A 15,390-nucleotide genomic window follows, 5' to 3' on the forward strand; every position below is an offset into this window, starting at 1 on the left:
TCGCTCCACCCTTTACGCTCGCCCCCAGTGCACACAATTACAGAGGATTCCCGATGAGCAACGTTCGCACCGACAAGCCTTTTACCCTGGCTGGCCGTACTTATCAGTCGCGCCTGCTGGTAGGCACCGGCAAGTACCGTGACCTTGAAGAAACCCGTCTGGCCATTGAAGCCTCTGGTGCTGAAATCGTCACTGTTGCCGTGCGCCGTACCAACATCGGTCAAAACCCGGGCGAGCCGAACCTGCTCGACGTGCTGCCGCCGGATCGCTACACCATCCTGCCCAACACTGCCGGTTGCTATGACGCGGTTGAAGCCGTGCGCACCTGCCGTCTGGCCCGTGAGCTGCTCGACGGCCACAAGCTGGTCAAGCTCGAAGTGCTGGCCGATCAGAAAACCCTGTTCCCTAACGTTATCGAAACCCTCAAGGCTGCCGAGATTCTGGTCAAGGACGGTTTCGACGTGATGGTGTACACCAGCGATGATCCGATCATTGCCCGCGAGCTTGAAGCCATGGGCTGTATCGCCGTGATGCCGCTGGCGGGTCTGATTGGCACCGGTTTGGGGATCTGCAACCCCTACAACCTGCGCATCATCCTTGAAGAAGCAAAAATTCCGGTACTGGTCGATGCGGGTGTGGGCACTGCCTCCGACGCGACCATTGCCATGGAAATGGGCTGTGAGGCGGTGCTGATGAACTCGGCCATCGCCAACGCCCAGCACCCGATCATCATGGCCGAAGCCATGAAGCACGCCATTGTGGCGGGCCGTCTGGCGTATCTGGCCGGGCGCATGCCGAAAAAACTCTATGCCAGCGCCTCTTCGCCGCTGGATGGTCTGATCAAGTAAGAGCCACTGATGACTGAATCACTAGACACCCCAATCCCGGAAGAAGGCGAAGATCGCCAACACCGTCGCATCAAGAGTTTTGTGATGCGCGCCGGGCGCATGACCGAAGGCCAGCAACGCGGTCTCGATCAAGGTACGCCGCTGTACGTTCTGCCGCTGGCTGACGCGCCGGTCGATTTCGATCAGGTATTCGGTCGCTCTGCGCCGCGCACCCTCGAAATCGGCTTCGGCATGGGCCATTCCTTGCTGGAAATGGCTGCTGCTTCGCCTGAACAGGACTTTATCGGGGTAGAGGTTCACCGTCCGGGTGTTGGCGCGCTGCTCAATGGCGTGCTGACCCAGGGCCTGACCAACCTGCGGGTTTACGATTGCGATGCGATCGAAGTGCTGACCCGTTGCGTGGCTGACAACAGCCTTGACCGTCTGCTCCTGTTCTTCCCGGACCCTTGGCACAAGAGCCGTCACCATAAGCGCCGGATCGTGCAAGCGTCCTTCGCCGAACTGGTGCGCTCCAAGCTCAAGGCTGGCGGCGTGCTGCACATGGCGACCGACTGGGAACCGTATGCCGAGTACATGCTGGAAGTGATGAACGTTGCGCCGGGCTACCGCAACCTGGCCGAAGACGGCCTGTGCGTGCCGCGTCCGCCTGAGCGCCCGGTGACCAAATTCGAACGCCGTGGCGAACGTCTTGGGCATGGCGTGTGGGATCTGAAGTTCGAAAAACTGGCGTAAGCGGTTTTTTCATACCGGCCTCAACTCTGAGGCCGGTTCCGCACGGCATTTGTAGCAGCTGCCGAAGGCTGCGTTCGAGCGCGAAGCGGTCGTAAATCCTGAATGCGCAGTCTTCCTGAAAAAAACGCGTTATCTGACTTTACGACGGCTCTGCCGCCGGACGCAGCCTCGTTCCTTCGGCAGCTGCTACGAAATCGGTGTGGCCATAGTGTTCAGCGCCGATCTGCAACCACTCCGATCAACACCAGCACCACCAGCAACACCGGTGCCAGGCTGTAGTTGTTGAACTGGCTCAGCCCGCGTTCGACCCACGGTGTGGCGTAGATCAGTGCTGCGCCGCTGCCGATCAGGCACAACAACGCCATCAATGGCACGCGCAGTGCGCCGGCGATGCTGCCCAGGCGTTGCTCGACCCAGCCCTTGAAGTCGGCACCAAACAGCACCAGCACACAGCCAATCAGGGCCAGAGCGATCTCCGAAAGATGGCTGCGGCTCCAGCGCGATACGGTGGCAAGCAGGTCAAGTACCAAGTCCATTCGAGTTCCTTAAGTCAAAAAGTGCTGCAGCAAGTCGTTGAGAAACAGCTGGCCTCGGGCAGTAGCCGCCAGTCGTGACGGTTCGACCTGTAATAAGCCACTTTGTTCGGCTTCTTTGCGTCCAACGCTCAAGCTGTCGAGGGGCAACCCGGTGCGCTGTGGATAAAGCGCCGAGTCGACACCATCGGTCAGGCGCAAGGCGTTCATTAGAAACTCAAAGGGTAGCTCTTCAGCTGTAAGAGTTTTCTCGCCTGCTTGAAAGTTTTTAGCTGGATTTAGGTAATCCTTTGGCAGGCGGGTTTTCCAGGTACGCACGATACGGCCATCGGGATGGCTCAATTTGCCGTGGGCGCCAGCGCCAATGCCAATAAAGTCGCCAAAGCTCCAGTAGTTCAGGTTGTGCCGCGCCGGGCGACCCGGCTGGGCATAGGCCGAGACTTCGTACTGGGCGTAGCCGTGTTCGGCGAGCAGCGCCTGACCGGCTTCCTGAATGTCCCACAGCGTATCGTCTTCTGGCAGGACCGGTGGCTGATTCCAGAACACCGTGTTGGGCTCCAGTGTCAGCTGATACCACGAGAGGTGAGTCGGCTTGAGGGCGATAGCCTGGCGCAGGTCGCTCAGGGCATCGTCCAGCGACTGATCGGGCAAACCGTGCATCAGGTCCAGGTTGAAGTTGTCAAAGCCCGCCTGGCGCGCCATCCCGGCCGCACGCACGGCTTCGTCACCGTTGTGGATACGGCCCAGGGCCTGCAGTTTTTCTTGCTGGAAGCTCTGGATACCGATCGACAGGCGATTGATCCCCAGCTTGCGGTAAGCCACGAACTTTTCCTGCTCGAACGTACCGGGGTTGGCTTCGAGGGTAATTTCGATATCGCTGGCAAACGGGATACGCGCTTCAACGCCCTTGAGCAGGCGCCCCAGTGCTTGCGCGCTGAACAGGCTCGGCGTACCGCCGCCGAAGAAGATCGAGCTCAGTTCACGGTCATAAACCGCGTGCAGGTCCTGATCGAGATCGGCCAGCAGCGCGTCGACGTATTCGTCTTCGGGCAGCACCGGGCTTGCGGTGTGGGAGTTGAAGTCGCAATACGGGCATTTGCGCACGCACCACGGGATATGGATGTACAGCGACAAGGGTGGCAATTGGCTCAGCGGCGCGCGCGGCGCCTGCTGGGTAAAGCCAGCCGCGCCCAGATAGAGCGGCTGTGGTGGTGTGTCGTGGGTCATTTCAGGCCCAAACGCTGACGCAGCAAAACCATGGCACGGGCGCGATGGCTCAGCTGGTTTTTCTCCGTCGGGCTAAGTTCGGCGCTGGAGCAGTTGCGCTCGGGCACCCAGAACAGCGGGTCATAGCCAAAACCGTGCTCGCCGCTGGCAGCGGGCAGGATGCGTCCGTGCCACAGGCCCTCGCAGATAATCGGCAGCGGATCATCGGCGTGGCGCACCAGTGCCAGCACGCAAACAAATTGCGCGCCGCGCTCGGCTTCGGGTACGTCCTTGAGAGCATCGAGCAGCTTGGCATTGTTCGCCGCGTCACCTTTGCCGTCGGCATAACGCGCCGAGTAAATGCCTGGGGAGCCGCCGAGATAGTCCACCGCCAGCCCCGAGTCGTCGGCCAGCGCCGGCAAACCCGAGATGCGCGCCGCATTGCGGGCTTTAAGAATTGCGTTTTCAACAAACGACAAACCGGTTTCATCCGGTTCGACGCTGCTGAACTCTCCAATCGAGCGCAACTGCACCGACTCGCCGAGCATGGCCTGAAGTTCTTTGAGTTTGCCGGCGTTGTGGCTAGCCAGTACCAGTTGCGTAAGGTTCATCATTCGATTGGAGCGACCATTTGAGAAAATTGGATGGTTTCAGAGGTTGCGCCGCCAGCCTTCACATCGACCTTGAAGGTGAAGGTCTGCGGTCCAGCCACCGGGAACTGGGCCAGGTAATTGATTTCGCCGTTCTTGCCCACCTGACGGAAAGTCAGCGGCGTTGGCTTGGCGTCGCCACTCTGGACCGTGCCCTGAACGTTGGCTGCAATGTTCTTGCCGCCCTTGTTCAGAGTAATGTTTAGCACCGCATTGGTTTTGCTGCGGGTGACTTCCACTTCATTGGCGATGTCCGGCGTCAGGAAAGTCGACGGGAACGCGTTGTAATACACCGTTGTGTCGCCAAACGTCTGCTGACGTTGGGCAGATGTGCCATCAGCGGCAAATGCCTGCATGCCAAAACACATCGAAAGCAGTAGTAATCCAATACGACCCATTGTCATTCTCCTTGAACGTGCGGATTCAGACCGCGACTTGATGATCCTGAAGGCCAGGACTGCTGACACGATAAATGCCAATCTCGCCCAACAGGTTAGGCCATATCTTGCTCGCCCACCCGTGTCGATGTTGTTGATCTACAGCAAGGCGATTGATCACTTGTGCTTCGCGCCCACGGCACAGCGCTTCGAAGTCTTCGAAAGTGCAGAAGTGAATGTTCGGCGTGTTGTACCAGGTGTAGGGCAGAAAATCGGAAACCGGCATCCGCCCCTTGCTGGCCAAGTACCAGCGGCAGCGCCAGTGACCGAAGTTGGGGAAGGTAATGATGCATTGGCGGCCAACCCGCAGCATTTCGTCGAGGATCCGGTCGGGGTAATGCACGGCTTGCAACGCCTGGGTCATGACCACGATGTCGAAACTGTTGCTGGCGAAGTTGCCCAGCCCCTTGTCCAGATCCTGTTCGATCACGTTGATGCCTTTGGCGACACACTCGGCGATGTTGTCCGGGTCGTTTTCCAGACCGTAGCCGGTGACTTGCTTGTTGTCGCGCAGCCAGCTCAGCAGTTCGCCATCACCACAACCGAGGTCGAGCACGCGGCTGCCAGCGGGGATCCAGTCTTGGATGATTTCCAGGTCGGCTCTCATGGCGTTCTCACAGTTCTATGCGGTTCATGTAGTTGCTGAAGGCTTGCAGGTAGCGCGGGATCGGAATCAGGAAGGCGTCATGGCCTTGCGGAGCGTCGATCTCCAGATAGCACACGTCTTTTTTCGCGGCCATCAGTGCATCCACCAGTTCCCGCGAGCGGGCTGGCGAGAAACGCCAGTCGGTGGTGAACGACATCACGCAAAAACGCGCCTTGGCCCCGGCAAAGGTCTTGGCCAGGTCGTCGTCGAAGTTGGCTGCCGGGTCGAAGTAGTCCAGCGCCTTGGTCATCAACAGGTAAGTGTTGGCGTCGAAACGCCCGGAAAACTCTTCGCCCTGATAACGCAGGTAGCTCTCGACCTGAAACTCGACGCTGTGGAAGTCGTAGTTGAGGTTTTCGTTCTTCAGGCCACGGCCGAATTTCTCACCCATCGAGTCATCGGACAGGTAGGTGATATGCCCTACCATGCGCGCCAGCATCAGGCCGCGCTTGGGGATCACGCCTTTTTCCTGGAACGAACCGCCGTGGAACTCGGGGTCGGTGAGGATGGCCTGACGGGCGACTTCGTTGAACGCGATATTTTGCGCGGACAATTTGGGTGCCGAGGCAATTGCCAGGCAATGGCGCAGGCGATCCGGGTAGCTGATGCTCCATTGCAGCGCCTGCATGCCGCCCAGGCTGCCACCGATCACAGCGGCCCACTGGTTGATACCCAGCCGGTCAGCCAAGCGTGCTTGGCTATGGACCCAATCTTCAACGGTCAATACCGGGAACTCGGCGCCAAACGGGCGGCCGGTATCGGGATTGATGCTGCTCGGGCCTGTAGAGCCGTTGCAGCCGCCCAGGTTGTTCAGGCTGACGACGAAGAATTTGTTGGTATCGATGGGCTTGCCGGGACCTATGCAACTGTCCCACCAGCCGGGCTTGCGTTCATCGGCGCTGTGATAGCCCGCCGCGTGATGGTGCCCTGATAGCGCGTGACAGATCAGCACGGCATTACTGGCCGTGGCATTGAGCTGGCCGTAGGTTTCGTAGATCAGATCATAGGCAGGCAGTGAGCGGCCGCAGGCTAAAGCCAGGGGCTCGTTGAAGTGCGCCATTTGCGGCACAACCAGACCAACGGAATCGGGGGGAAAGGCAGTTGGCATCGACCCTGCTCTCATTTAAATGAGGCGTAAGTCTAATGAGCGGGGGGCAGAGCGGCAAGGACAAGAAACTCCGTAGCAGCTGCCGAAGGTACGAGGCTGCGTTCGGCGGCGAAGCCGTCGTAAATTCAGGCAGTACGGTGTGTCAGTTTAAAAGTGCACTCTGGTTTTACGATCGCTTCGCAATCGAACGCAGCCTCGTACCTTCGGCAGCTGCTACAAACGATCGGGCCTGGCCAGTCCCGGCAAATCCGGCAGTTTTTTCGGTGCGTGCAAACGCACGCGTTTCTGCCGGTTGAGTTCGCCGCTGATCAGGCTTACCTGGCTTTTGGAGATGCCGAACGCCTTGGCCAGAAAGGCCACCAGGTGGGCGTTGGCCTTGCCTTCTACCGGTGGGGCGGTGAGGCGGATTTTCAGACGCTCACCGTGCAGGCCAGCAAACTCGTCGCTGCTGGCCTTGGGTTGCAGGTGGCAGTCGAGAATCAGATCCTCGCCGTCCCAACGGAAGTAGCTCATCAGATCAGGCCGAACAACACGACCGGCATGCCGACATACATGGCCAATGGCGGGATCACGTAGCTCTGGATCAACTGGATCACCATAAACGCCAGAATTGGCGAGATATCCAGGCCGCCCATGCTCGGCAGAAAGCGGCGGAACGGTGCCAGGGCAGGTTCGGTGATCTGGTTGACCAGCTCAGCGCCAGGGCTGGTGCTGCCCGGTGCTACCCACGAGAGGATCACGTTGATGATCAAGGCAAAGAAGAACACCTTCAAAAACAGCGCGGTCACCCCAATGATCGCCCACAGCAGCAGGCCGAGCACGTTGAACGACATGTAGCTGAGTGTCAGCACCACGGCGAAAATCACCATCTGCACCACGATGGCCAGCACCAGCGACGACATGTCCAGGCCGAACAGGCTCGGAATCACTCGGCGCAAAGGCTTGAGCAGGGGTTGGGTGGCTTTTACCGTGAACTGGCACAGTGGGTTGTAGAAGTTGGCCCGCACCAGCTGCAGGATGAACCGCAGCAGAACGATCAGCAGGTAGAGGCTACCCAGGGTTTGAATTACGAAAATGGCTGCGCCATTTAGTCCGGACATCATGTGCTCCTTATTGACCCAGTTGTTCGGCCATTTCGGCCGAGCGGTGCGCGGCGGCACTCAATGCTTTTTCGACCGAGGCTGCGAAGCCGTCGGCCTGGAATGATTTGATCGCAGCTTCGGTCGTCCCGGCTGGCGAAGTCACGCGGCGGCGCAATTCGGCGGCGTCGACATCGCTGCCCACGGCCATGTGCGCGGCGCCCAGCGCTGTTTGTTCGGCAAGCTGCTTGGCGACTTCGCGCGGCAGGCCGAGTTTGACCCCGGCATCGGTCATGGCTTCGATCAGCAGGAAGAAGTACGCCGGGCCACTGCCGGATACGGCGGTCACGGCATCGATCTGCGCGTCGCTATCGACCCACACCACAATGCCCACGGCACTCAGCAGTTGCTCGGCCAGTTGACGTTGCTCGACGCTCACCTGCGCGGTGGCGTACAGGCCGCTCACGCCCTTGCCCAGCAATGCCGGGGTATTGGGCATACAGCGCACCAGCGGCTGGTTACCCAGCCAGTTGAGCAGGCTGGCGCAGGTGATACCGGCGGCAATCGATACCAGCAGTTGATGCGGCAACAGGTGCGGACGCAGGTCCTGGCACACGGCTTTCATGGCTTGCGGCTTGACTGCGATCACAATTACGTCGGCGTCTTGAATCGCCTGCGCGTTTTCGGCAAACAGTTCGATGCCATGCTCGGCGGCCACTTTGGCCCGAGTCTCGGCACCGGGATCGCTGGCGCGGATCTGTGCTGCATCCAGACCTTTGGCCAGCAGGCCGCCGATCAGGCTGGAAGCCATGTTTCCGGCGCCGATAAAGGCAATACGCGTTTTGCTCATAACCGATCCTTATAAAAAATGAGGGAGGCCCTTTCAGGCCTGGCCGTAGTCGCGGGCGCCAAATAATGCAGTGCCAATGCGCACCCAGGTGGCGCCTTGGGCAATAGCCGACTCCAGGTCGTGGCTCATGCCCATTGAAAGCGTGTCGAGGCCCATATTCAGGCTCTCTTGCAGCGTGCGTACCGTGGCAAACGCGGCGTCTTGCTCGGTGCGGTCTTCAGTCGGCTCCGGAATCGCCATCAAGCCGCGCAATTTCACACGTGGAAGTGCACTGATAGCGGCTGCCAGCGCAGGCAAGTCTGCCGGGGTGCAGCCTGATTTACTGGCCTCACCACTGACATTGACCTGAATACAGATATTGAGCGGCGGCAGGTCTTCGGGGCGCTGTTCAGACAAGCGCTGGGCAATTTTCAACCGGTCCACGGAGTGCACCCAGGCAAAATGCTCGGCGATGTCGCGCGTCTTGTTCGATTGAATGGGGCCGATGAAGTGCCAACACAAGGGCAGGTCGGCTAATTCAACCTGTTTGGCGCGGGCCTCCTGCAAGTAATTCTCGCCAAAGTCGCGAACCCCGGCGGCATAGGCCTCACGCAACGCGGCAGCAGGTTTGGTCTTGCTGACAGCGAGTAGATGAATGCTCGTTACATCACGTTGCACAGCCAGTGCTGCAGCCCGGATGCGAGCCTCAACCTGGGCAATGTTGCCTGCTATCGTGGACATTCGTTTAAGCCCGCCGTTGTGAAAGTCTGCGGCATTCTACTGGAATTGGGAGGGGGGATGGATATCGCCGACCTGTTGGCGTTCAGCGTCAACCAAGGGGCTTCGGACTTGCACCTGTCAGCGGGCGTGGTGCCGATGCTGCGTATAGATGGCGATATGCAGCGCTGCGATTTACCGATGCTGGAGGCGGAGCAGGCGCGAGGGCTTATCCACAGCACCATGACCGATGCCCAGCGCGGCGCGTTTGAGGTGCAACATGAAGCCGACTTTGCCTATGCCGTACCGGGGTTGGGCCGCTTTCGGGTCAATGCCTTTGAACAGCAGCGCGGTTCGGGTGCGGTGTTTCGCAGTATCTCCCAGGCAGTACCCAGCCTTGAGTCGCTGGGCCTGGGCGAGGTATTCAGCCAGCTTTGCCATGCCCCTCACGGGCTAATCCTGGTGACGGGGGCTACGGGCTCGGGCAAGACCACCACCCTGGCGGCGATGATCGATCACCTCAACAGCACCCGCCAGCAGCACATCCTTACTCTTGAAGATCCAATAGAGTTCATCCACGAACCGCGCAAGTGCCTGATCAATCAGCGCGAGGTGCATCGCCACAGCCACAGCTTTGCGTTCGGCCATGCGTGAGGACCCGGACGTGATCATGCTCGGCGAAATGCGAGACCTGGACACCATCCGGCTGGCACTGACAGCAGCGGAAACCGGGCATCTGGTGTTGGCCACATTGCATACTTCCTCGGCGGCCAAGACCATCGACCGGATGGTGGATGTGTTTCCCGGCGAAGAAAAGACCATGGTGCGCACCCTGCTTTCGCAGTCACTGCAGGCGGTGATTTCCCAGACGCTGGTGAAAAAGGTCGGAGGCGGGCGGGTAGCGGCTCACGAAATCATGCTGGCTACGCCTGCGATTCGAAATCTGATCCGGGAAAACAAGGTGGCGCAGATGCTCTCGGCAATCCAGACCGGCGGGGCGGTTGGCATGCAGACGCTGGAGATGGGCCTGGAACGGCTGAGGGAGAAAGGGCTGATCAACACCTTGTAGATACTCTGTTCCAGGTCAAGCCCCCAGTGGGAGCGAGCCTGAAGTATCTTTGTAGCCGCTGACGAGTAGAACGAGGCTGCGTTCGGTAAACCCTGAGCCCCGGATTCAACTGGCACACCATAGCGCCTGATTTCACGACGACTACGTCGCCGATCGCAGCCTCGCCGGAGCTCGACAGCGGCTACAGGTTTTGCTGTTTAGCGCTGAGCTACTCGCAGAGTGCCGGCTTCTTTAGGCAGTACGCGTTTGGCGACCACGTAGTGGCTCTGCCAGTAAGGCTTCTTCAGCGTGTCGATAGTCACCGACTTGCCACGACGCGGGGCATGGATAAAGCGGTCGTTACCCAAGTAGATGGCAACGTGGTTGACCTTGCGGCTCTTGATGTTGAAAAACAGCAAGTCGCCGGGTTTCAAATCCTTGCGTTCGACCTTTTGCCCATGACCGCTGGCCATTTCGCTGGAGGTACGCGGCAAATCAACGGCCGCAACGTCATTAAAGGCGTATTTGACCAGACCGCTGCAGTCAAACCCTTTACTTGGGCTGCTGCCGCCCCAACGATAAGGGGTGCCCAACACGTTTACTGCGCGGCTCAACACCGTGCTGCTTTGTTTGTTGGCAGCGGCCAGTGAAGCGGTCGCAATTTTGCCGGGGGCTTTGCGGTGGGCTTTACTGGACGCAGGACGTGTTACGGTTTTGGTCGTGGCCTTGCTGTTAGAGGCTACATAGGCAACGCCCGCAGATGGTTTTGCGGTGTAACCGGTGAAGCCCGAAGGAAGATGTTGCTCACGATTGGTGGCGTGGGCGGCCAGTGGCATTAATAGGCAAATGGTTAGCCATGTCTTGAATATAGGACGCATTCGGCAGGGCTCAATGGTTATAAACGCGAAACTTTATAACAGCTTTTTTGTCCTTTCTCAGGCCATTTGTCGGTTGGACCTGGGGGTCAAATTTCGCAAAGGTGGTGGCAAATTGTCACATGCCTACGGTGTAGGTCAGGTACTACAAGGCTTTGCGGCAATTCTTGTAAGACACTTTTACCTTTTACGCGACAGTAAAAAAGTCACAAAAAACTTCACAATATTTTTCTATCAGCAGCCAAGAGGGCATTTATGAGCGGCTATCGAGACGATGTACAGCGCGATACTCACAGCAAAGTGCTGGGCTATTTGCTGTGGATTTTTGGATTTCTGGGCGCACACCGCTTCTATTACGGCAAGCCGGTGACCGGGACGATCTGGTTTTTTACATTGGGTTTGCTGGGTATTGGCTGGTTGATCGACTTGTTCCTGATCCCGAGCATGGACCGTGAAGCCGATTTACGTTTCACCGCAGGTGACACTGACTACAGCGTGGCCTGGATTCTGCTGACGTTTCTGGGGTTGTTCGGTGTACACCGCATGTACATGGGTAAATGGATCACGGGGATCATCTACCTGTTTACCGGCGGTTTGTTCCTGATCGGTATCCTGTATGACTTCTGGACCTTGAATACACAGATCTCGATCAAGAACGCAGAGCGTCGTTAACGGACGAACCCTGTCGACACTCTGTGCCCGGTCAAGGCCCTTTGTGGGAGCGAGCCTGCTCGCGAATGATCTTCGCGAGCAGGCTCGCTCCCACGGCTACAGGTTGGTCGTACTGCTTCAGCCTTCGTAACTGATCCGGCCATCCACCAGCGTGTAACGCACGGCACTCGGCAGGCAATGGCCGAGGAACGGGCAGTTGTCGCCTTTGGAATACCATTTTTCGCCGACCAGGGTCGAAGCCGCCGGGTCAAACAGCACCAGATCTGCAGCCGAACCCACCGCCAGCTTGCCGGCCGGTAGGCGCAGTGCCTGAGCCGGGCCTGCGCTGAGGCGTGACAGCAGGGTAGGCAAGTCCAGCAGGCCGTCTTCGACCAGGGTCATCGCCAGAGGCAGCAACACTTCAACGCTGCTCATGCCCGGCTCGGTAGCGCCGAACGGTGCCAGTTTGGCGTCGCGCTCGTGGGGTTGGTGATGGCTGGAGATGGCTTGTACCACACCCGACTTCACGGCCTCACGTAGGCCATCGCGGTCGGCACGGGTGCGCAACGGCGGTTGCACGTGGTAAACGCTGGAGAAGTCCACCAGCGCTTCATCCGTCAAAATCAGCTGATACAACGCCACATCGGCCGTGACTTTCAGGCCGCGGGCCTGGGCCTGAGCGATCAGGGCCACGCCGCGAGCGCTGGTCAGTTGGCTGAAGTGTGCGCGCACGCCGCTTTGCTCAACCAGCAACAAGTCGCGGGCCAGGGCCACGGTTTCGGCGGTTTCCGGGATGCCCGGCAAACCACGGAATGCTGCCATCGCGCCGTCGTGGGCAATGCCGCCCTCGGCCAGGTCACGGTCCTGGGAGTGGAAAATCACCGTCAGGTCGAAGGTGGCCGCGTATTCCAGCGCCCGGCACAGGGTGCGGGTATTGGTGAAACTGTTGAGGCCGTTGCCAAATGCCACGCAACCCGCGTCGCGCAAGGCGATCAATTCTGCAAGTTGCTCGCCGTCCAGGCCTTTGCTCAGTGCACCGATCGGAAACACTTTGCAGTTGCCAGCTTCGCGGGCGCGGTCGAGGATCAGCTCGGCGACTGCCGAAGTGTCCAACACCGGCTTGGTGTGCGGTGGGCAGCACAGGCTGGTAACGCCCCCGGCCGCGGCCGCGCGGGTTTCGCTGGCAATGGTGCCTTTGCGGCTGTAACCCGGTTCGCGCAGGGCAACGTTCAGGTCAACCAGCCCTGGGGCTGCTACCAGGCCTTTGGCTTCGATGGTTTGCGTCGGGGTGAAACCGACTGGCGCTGCGCCAATAGCAATGATCTTGCCGGCTTCCAGGTGCAGGTCAGTCACTTGATCCAGCTGGCTGCTCGGATCAATTACACGGGCGCCGAGAATGCTGATCTTCACTGGGCGTTCTCCTGTTCGAATTGGCGCTGGGCGGTTTGCCCGCTCATGGTCATGGACAATACGGCCATGCGTACGGCAATGCCGTAGGTCACCTGATTGAGGATCACCGAGTGCGGACCATCGGCCACGGCGGATTCAATCTCGACGCCGCGGTTGATCGGGCCAGGGTGCATCACGATACAGTCGGGCTTGGCACCGGCCAGGCGCGCGGTGGTCAGGCCGAACAGGCGGTAGAACTCGCCTTCGCTCGGCAGCAGTCCACCGGACATGCGTTCGCGCTGCAGGCGCAGCATGATCACCACATCGACGTCCTTCAGGCCTTCGGTCATGTCGGTGTAGACCTTCACGCCGTATTGCTCGATACCGATCGGCAGCAGGGTTTTTGGCGCGATGACGCGGATGTCCGGGCAACCAAGGGTCTTGAGGGCGATCATGTTCGAGCGCGCTACCCGCGAGTGCAGGATGTCGCCGACGATGGCCACCGACAGGTTTTCAAAGCCGCCCTTATGCCGACGGATAGTGAGCATGTCGAGCATGCCCTGGGTCGGGTGAGCGTGACGGCCGTCGCCGCCGTTGATGATCGCCACTTGAGGGCACACGTGCTCGGCAATAAAGTGCGCCGCGCCGGAATCGCCATGGCGTACCACGAACATGTCGGCGGCCATGGCTTCAAGGTTGCGCAGGGTGTCGAGCAGGGTCTCGCCCTTGCTCGCCGACGAGGTCGACACGTTAAGTGTGATCACGTCGGCAGACAGGCGCTGGGCGGCCATCTCAAAAGTAGTACGGGTGCGGGTGGAGTTCTCGAAGAACACGTTGCATACGGTTTTACCGCGCAGCAACGGGACTTTTTTCACCGCCCGGGCGCCGACTTCGAGGAACGAGTCGGCGGTGTCGAGGATTTCAGTCAGCAGCTCACGGCGCAAACCGTCGAGCGACAGAAAGTGGCGCAGCTGGCCCTGATCATTGAGCTGCAGCGGGCGCTTGGCGTCGGTAGGCGTCATCGCAATGGTCTCTTAGAGGGCTAGGTCTTGAAGTTCGAGTGTTAGTGGCGCGGGGCCGGACAGTTTTACCCGCTCGCTCGGCTTGAGTGACAAGGTCGCGCCCACTACATCCGGGCGGATCGGCAATTCGGCCGCGTCCAGGTCCAGCAGGCTGACCAGCGTCACGCTGGCCGGACGACCATAGTCGAACAGCTCGTTCAGCGCCGCACGGATGGTACGACCGCTCATCAGTACGTCGTCGATCAGCACCAGGTGCTGGCCTTCGATTTCAAACGGCAGCTCGGAAGGGCGTACTTGCGGGTGCAGGCCGTTCTGGCTGAAGTCATCGCGGTAGAACGACACGTCCAGCGTGCCCAGCGGTGCGTCGCTGTCCAGCGCCTTGAGCAGCGCTTGGGCAACCCAGATGCCGCCGGTGCGGATACCGATGTAACGCGGCTCGGTGATGCCGCGACGGGCCAGGTGGGCCTTGAGATCAAGGGCCATCTGGGAGATCAGTTCAGCGGGAACAGGCAGGATCATAGTGGCTCCTTAAAAGGCCCGCGCAGCAGAACGTGCAGCGGCGGGCGCAAACAATGAGGCGGGTCAATTGTATAAACGCGGCTCAGTCCTGGGATTGCGCCGGGTTCGCGTCGAGCCAGCCCTGCAGCACCAGTTTGGCGGCAATGGCATCAACGGGGTTGTCGCGGTAACTGCCGCGCTGGCCGCCTTGGGCTCGGCGTTCGCCTTTGGCCTCGAAGGTGGTCAGGCGTTCATCATGGGTAAAAACGGGCAGATTGAAGCGGCCATTAAGGCGATTGGCAAATTTTTGCGCTCGGGCGCAGAACTCGCTCGGGGTGCCGTCCATGTTCAAGGGCATGCCGACCACCATCGCGTCTGGTTGCCATTCCTTGATCAGTTTTTCGATTTCTTCCCATTTGGGAATACCATTTTCGGCTTTCAAGTTGCACAGCTCGCGGGCTTGGCCGGTAATCATCTGGCCGACAGCCACGCCAATGGAGCGGGTGCCGTAGTCAAAGCCCAGCAGTAAACGAAGGCTGGCCATCAGGAATGGCCTGCTTGGGTGCTTAACAAATTGAGGTTCACTCCGAGGTGTTTGGCGGCCGCGTCGAGGCGCAGCTCGCTAGGGGTTTCAAACAGGATGTCAGCGGAATACGGGCAGGTCAGCCAGGCGTTGTTGACCAGTTCGGCCTCCAGTTGACCGGCGTCCCACCCGGCATAGCCCAGGCAAATCAGGCTGCGCTGCGGCCCTCGACCATCAGCAATACTGAACAGCACATCGGCTGAGGTGCTCAGGGCCAGGCCGTCGTCGAGCTCTACCGTGGCGTCAAAGCTGACGCCTGCGGGGTGCAGCACAAAACCACGATCGATCATGACCGGCCCGCCGCCATAAATAGGCACGTGCTGGCACAGGGGCGAGGAGAGTTGTTCCGGGCGCAACTGCTCAAGAATATCCGCCAGGCTCAGCTCCAGCGGGCGGTTGATCACCAGCCCCATGGCCCCATTGGCCGTGTGCTCGACGATGTAGGTCAAGGTCTGGGCAAAATTCGGGTCGGCCATGTGCGGCATGGCGATCAGGAATTGATGCTTGAGGTAAGTCGGTGCGTGGTTTTTCATGAGCCT

The 15,390-nt window shown here is 59.6% G+C and carries 19 protein-coding genes and 1 pseudogene; 4 read left to right on the forward strand and 16 right to left on the reverse strand.

The genetic code is table 11. The annotated features are described in order from the left end of the window. Positions 1-53: 53 nt before the first annotated feature. The gene (locus V6L79_RS04520) at positions 54-848 is read left to right on the forward strand and encodes a thiazole synthase (RefSeq protein ID WP_261740562.1); all 795 of its coding nucleotides are present in this window, start codon (positions 54-56) and stop codon (positions 846-848) included. A 9-nt stretch (positions 849-857) separates the two neighbouring features. Continuing rightward, complete coding sequence (trmB, locus tag V6L79_RS04525; protein ID WP_133075160.1) at positions 858-1,580, forward strand: tRNA (guanosine(46)-N7)-methyltransferase TrmB; 723 nt, start codon at positions 858-860, stop codon at positions 1,578-1,580. Between the two features lie 212 nt (positions 1,581-1,792). Here trmB and V6L79_RS04530 read toward each other — a convergent pair whose 3' ends face one another. The 10 genes from V6L79_RS04530 to V6L79_RS04575 form a co-directional block, all read right to left on the reverse strand. Next, on the reverse strand, positions 1,793-2,116 hold the full coding sequence (locus V6L79_RS04530; RefSeq protein ID WP_019828049.1) for a DUF3392 domain-containing protein: 324 nt from the start codon (positions 2,114-2,116) through the stop codon (positions 1,793-1,795). 9 nt (positions 2,117-2,125) lie between these two features. Then, entirely contained in the window at positions 2,126-3,340 is a 1,215-nt protein-coding gene (gene hemW, locus V6L79_RS04535; RefSeq protein ID WP_261740564.1) for a radical SAM family heme chaperone HemW, read from the reverse strand. Continuing rightward, on the reverse strand, positions 3,337-3,933 hold the full coding sequence (gene rdgB, locus V6L79_RS04540) for an RdgB/HAM1 family non-canonical purine NTP pyrophosphatase (protein ID WP_338579873.1): 597 nt from the start codon (positions 3,931-3,933) through the stop codon (positions 3,337-3,339). The genes hemW and rdgB overlap by 4 nt, the downstream gene beginning before the upstream one ends. Further along, positions 3,930-4,367 carry a DUF4426 domain-containing protein gene (locus V6L79_RS04545; RefSeq protein ID WP_261740566.1) on the reverse strand — a complete coding sequence of 146 codons (438 nt, stop codon included), beginning with the start codon at positions 4,365-4,367 and terminating at the stop codon, positions 3,930-3,932. Before V6L79_RS04545 ends, rdgB begins: the two co-directional genes overlap by 4 nt. A 25-nt stretch (positions 4,368-4,392) precedes the next feature. Next, complete coding sequence (gene metW / locus V6L79_RS04550) at positions 4,393-5,013, reverse strand: methionine biosynthesis protein MetW (RefSeq protein ID WP_019828045.1); 621 nt, start codon at positions 5,011-5,013, stop codon at positions 4,393-4,395. Positions 5,014-5,020: 7 nt separating this feature from the next. After that, on the reverse strand, positions 5,021-6,160 hold the full coding sequence (locus V6L79_RS04555) for a homoserine O-acetyltransferase (protein ID WP_261740567.1): 1,140 nt from the start codon (positions 6,158-6,160) through the stop codon (positions 5,021-5,023). 213 nt (positions 6,161-6,373) lie between these two features. Then, complete coding sequence (locus V6L79_RS04560; protein WP_338579874.1) at positions 6,374-6,673, reverse strand: DUF167 domain-containing protein; 300 nt, start codon at positions 6,671-6,673, stop codon at positions 6,374-6,376. After that, a complete protein-coding gene (locus V6L79_RS04565) occupies positions 6,673-7,260 on the reverse strand; it encodes a YggT family protein (RefSeq protein WP_261740569.1) in 588 nt (195 codons plus the stop codon). Before V6L79_RS04565 ends, V6L79_RS04560 begins: the two co-directional genes overlap by 1 nt. Positions 7,261-7,270: 10 nt before the next feature. Continuing rightward, positions 7,271-8,089, reverse strand: coding sequence for a pyrroline-5-carboxylate reductase (gene proC, locus V6L79_RS04570; RefSeq protein WP_261740570.1), 819 nt, complete (start codon positions 8,087-8,089; stop codon positions 7,271-7,273). 33 nt (positions 8,090-8,122) lie between these two features. Then, the gene (locus tag V6L79_RS04575) at positions 8,123-8,809 is read right to left on the reverse strand and encodes a YggS family pyridoxal phosphate-dependent enzyme (RefSeq protein WP_321838172.1); all 687 of its coding nucleotides are present in this window, start codon (positions 8,807-8,809) and stop codon (positions 8,123-8,125) included. Between the two features lie 57 nt (positions 8,810-8,866). Here V6L79_RS04575 and V6L79_RS04580 point away from each other — a divergent pair. After that, positions 8,867-9,854 (forward strand): annotated as a pseudogene (locus tag V6L79_RS04580) (type IV pilus twitching motility protein PilT). 197 nt (positions 9,855-10,051) lie between these two features. On the opposite strand, the gene V6L79_RS04585 reads toward V6L79_RS04580, so the two are convergent. Then, positions 10,052-10,711, reverse strand: coding sequence for a C40 family peptidase (locus V6L79_RS04585; RefSeq protein ID WP_261740573.1), 660 nt, complete (start codon positions 10,709-10,711; stop codon positions 10,052-10,054). 252 nt (positions 10,712-10,963) lie between these two features. On the opposite strand from V6L79_RS04585, the gene V6L79_RS04590 reads away from it, so the two are divergent. Continuing rightward, entirely contained in the window at positions 10,964-11,380 is a 417-nt protein-coding gene (locus V6L79_RS04590) for a TM2 domain-containing protein (RefSeq protein ID WP_261740574.1), read from the forward strand. A 117-nt stretch (positions 11,381-11,497) separates the two neighbouring features. Here the strand turns inward: V6L79_RS04590 and V6L79_RS04595 are convergent, their stop codons facing one another. From V6L79_RS04595 to V6L79_RS04615, 5 genes are all read right to left on the reverse strand, one after another. Beyond that, positions 11,498-12,769 (reverse strand): dihydroorotase, encoded by a 1,272-nt coding sequence (locus V6L79_RS04595; protein ID WP_321835437.1) that lies wholly within the window; start codon positions 12,767-12,769, stop codon positions 11,498-11,500. Continuing rightward, a complete protein-coding gene (locus tag V6L79_RS04600; protein ID WP_019828034.1) occupies positions 12,766-13,770 on the reverse strand; it encodes an aspartate carbamoyltransferase catalytic subunit in 1,005 nt (334 codons plus the stop codon). Before V6L79_RS04600 ends, V6L79_RS04595 begins: the two co-directional genes overlap by 4 nt. 12 nt (positions 13,771-13,782) lie before the next feature. After that, the gene (gene pyrR, locus V6L79_RS04605; protein ID WP_261740576.1) at positions 13,783-14,289 is read right to left on the reverse strand and encodes a bifunctional pyr operon transcriptional regulator/uracil phosphoribosyltransferase PyrR; all 507 of its coding nucleotides are present in this window, start codon (positions 14,287-14,289) and stop codon (positions 13,783-13,785) included. A gap of 82 nt (positions 14,290-14,371) precedes the next feature. Further along, positions 14,372-14,812 (reverse strand): Holliday junction resolvase RuvX, encoded by a 441-nt coding sequence (ruvX, locus tag V6L79_RS04610; protein WP_261740577.1) that lies wholly within the window; start codon positions 14,810-14,812, stop codon positions 14,372-14,374. Next, positions 14,812-15,384, reverse strand: coding sequence for a YqgE/AlgH family protein (locus V6L79_RS04615; protein ID WP_261740578.1), 573 nt, complete (start codon positions 15,382-15,384; stop codon positions 14,812-14,814). The genes ruvX and V6L79_RS04615 overlap by 1 nt, the downstream gene beginning before the upstream one ends. Positions 15,385-15,390: the final 6 nt, after the last annotated feature.

It is taken from the genome of Pseudomonas sp. ML2-2023-6 (assembly GCF_037055265.1).
GTDB lineage: Bacteria > Pseudomonadota > Gammaproteobacteria > Pseudomonadales > Pseudomonadaceae > Aquipseudomonas > Aquipseudomonas kulmbachensis.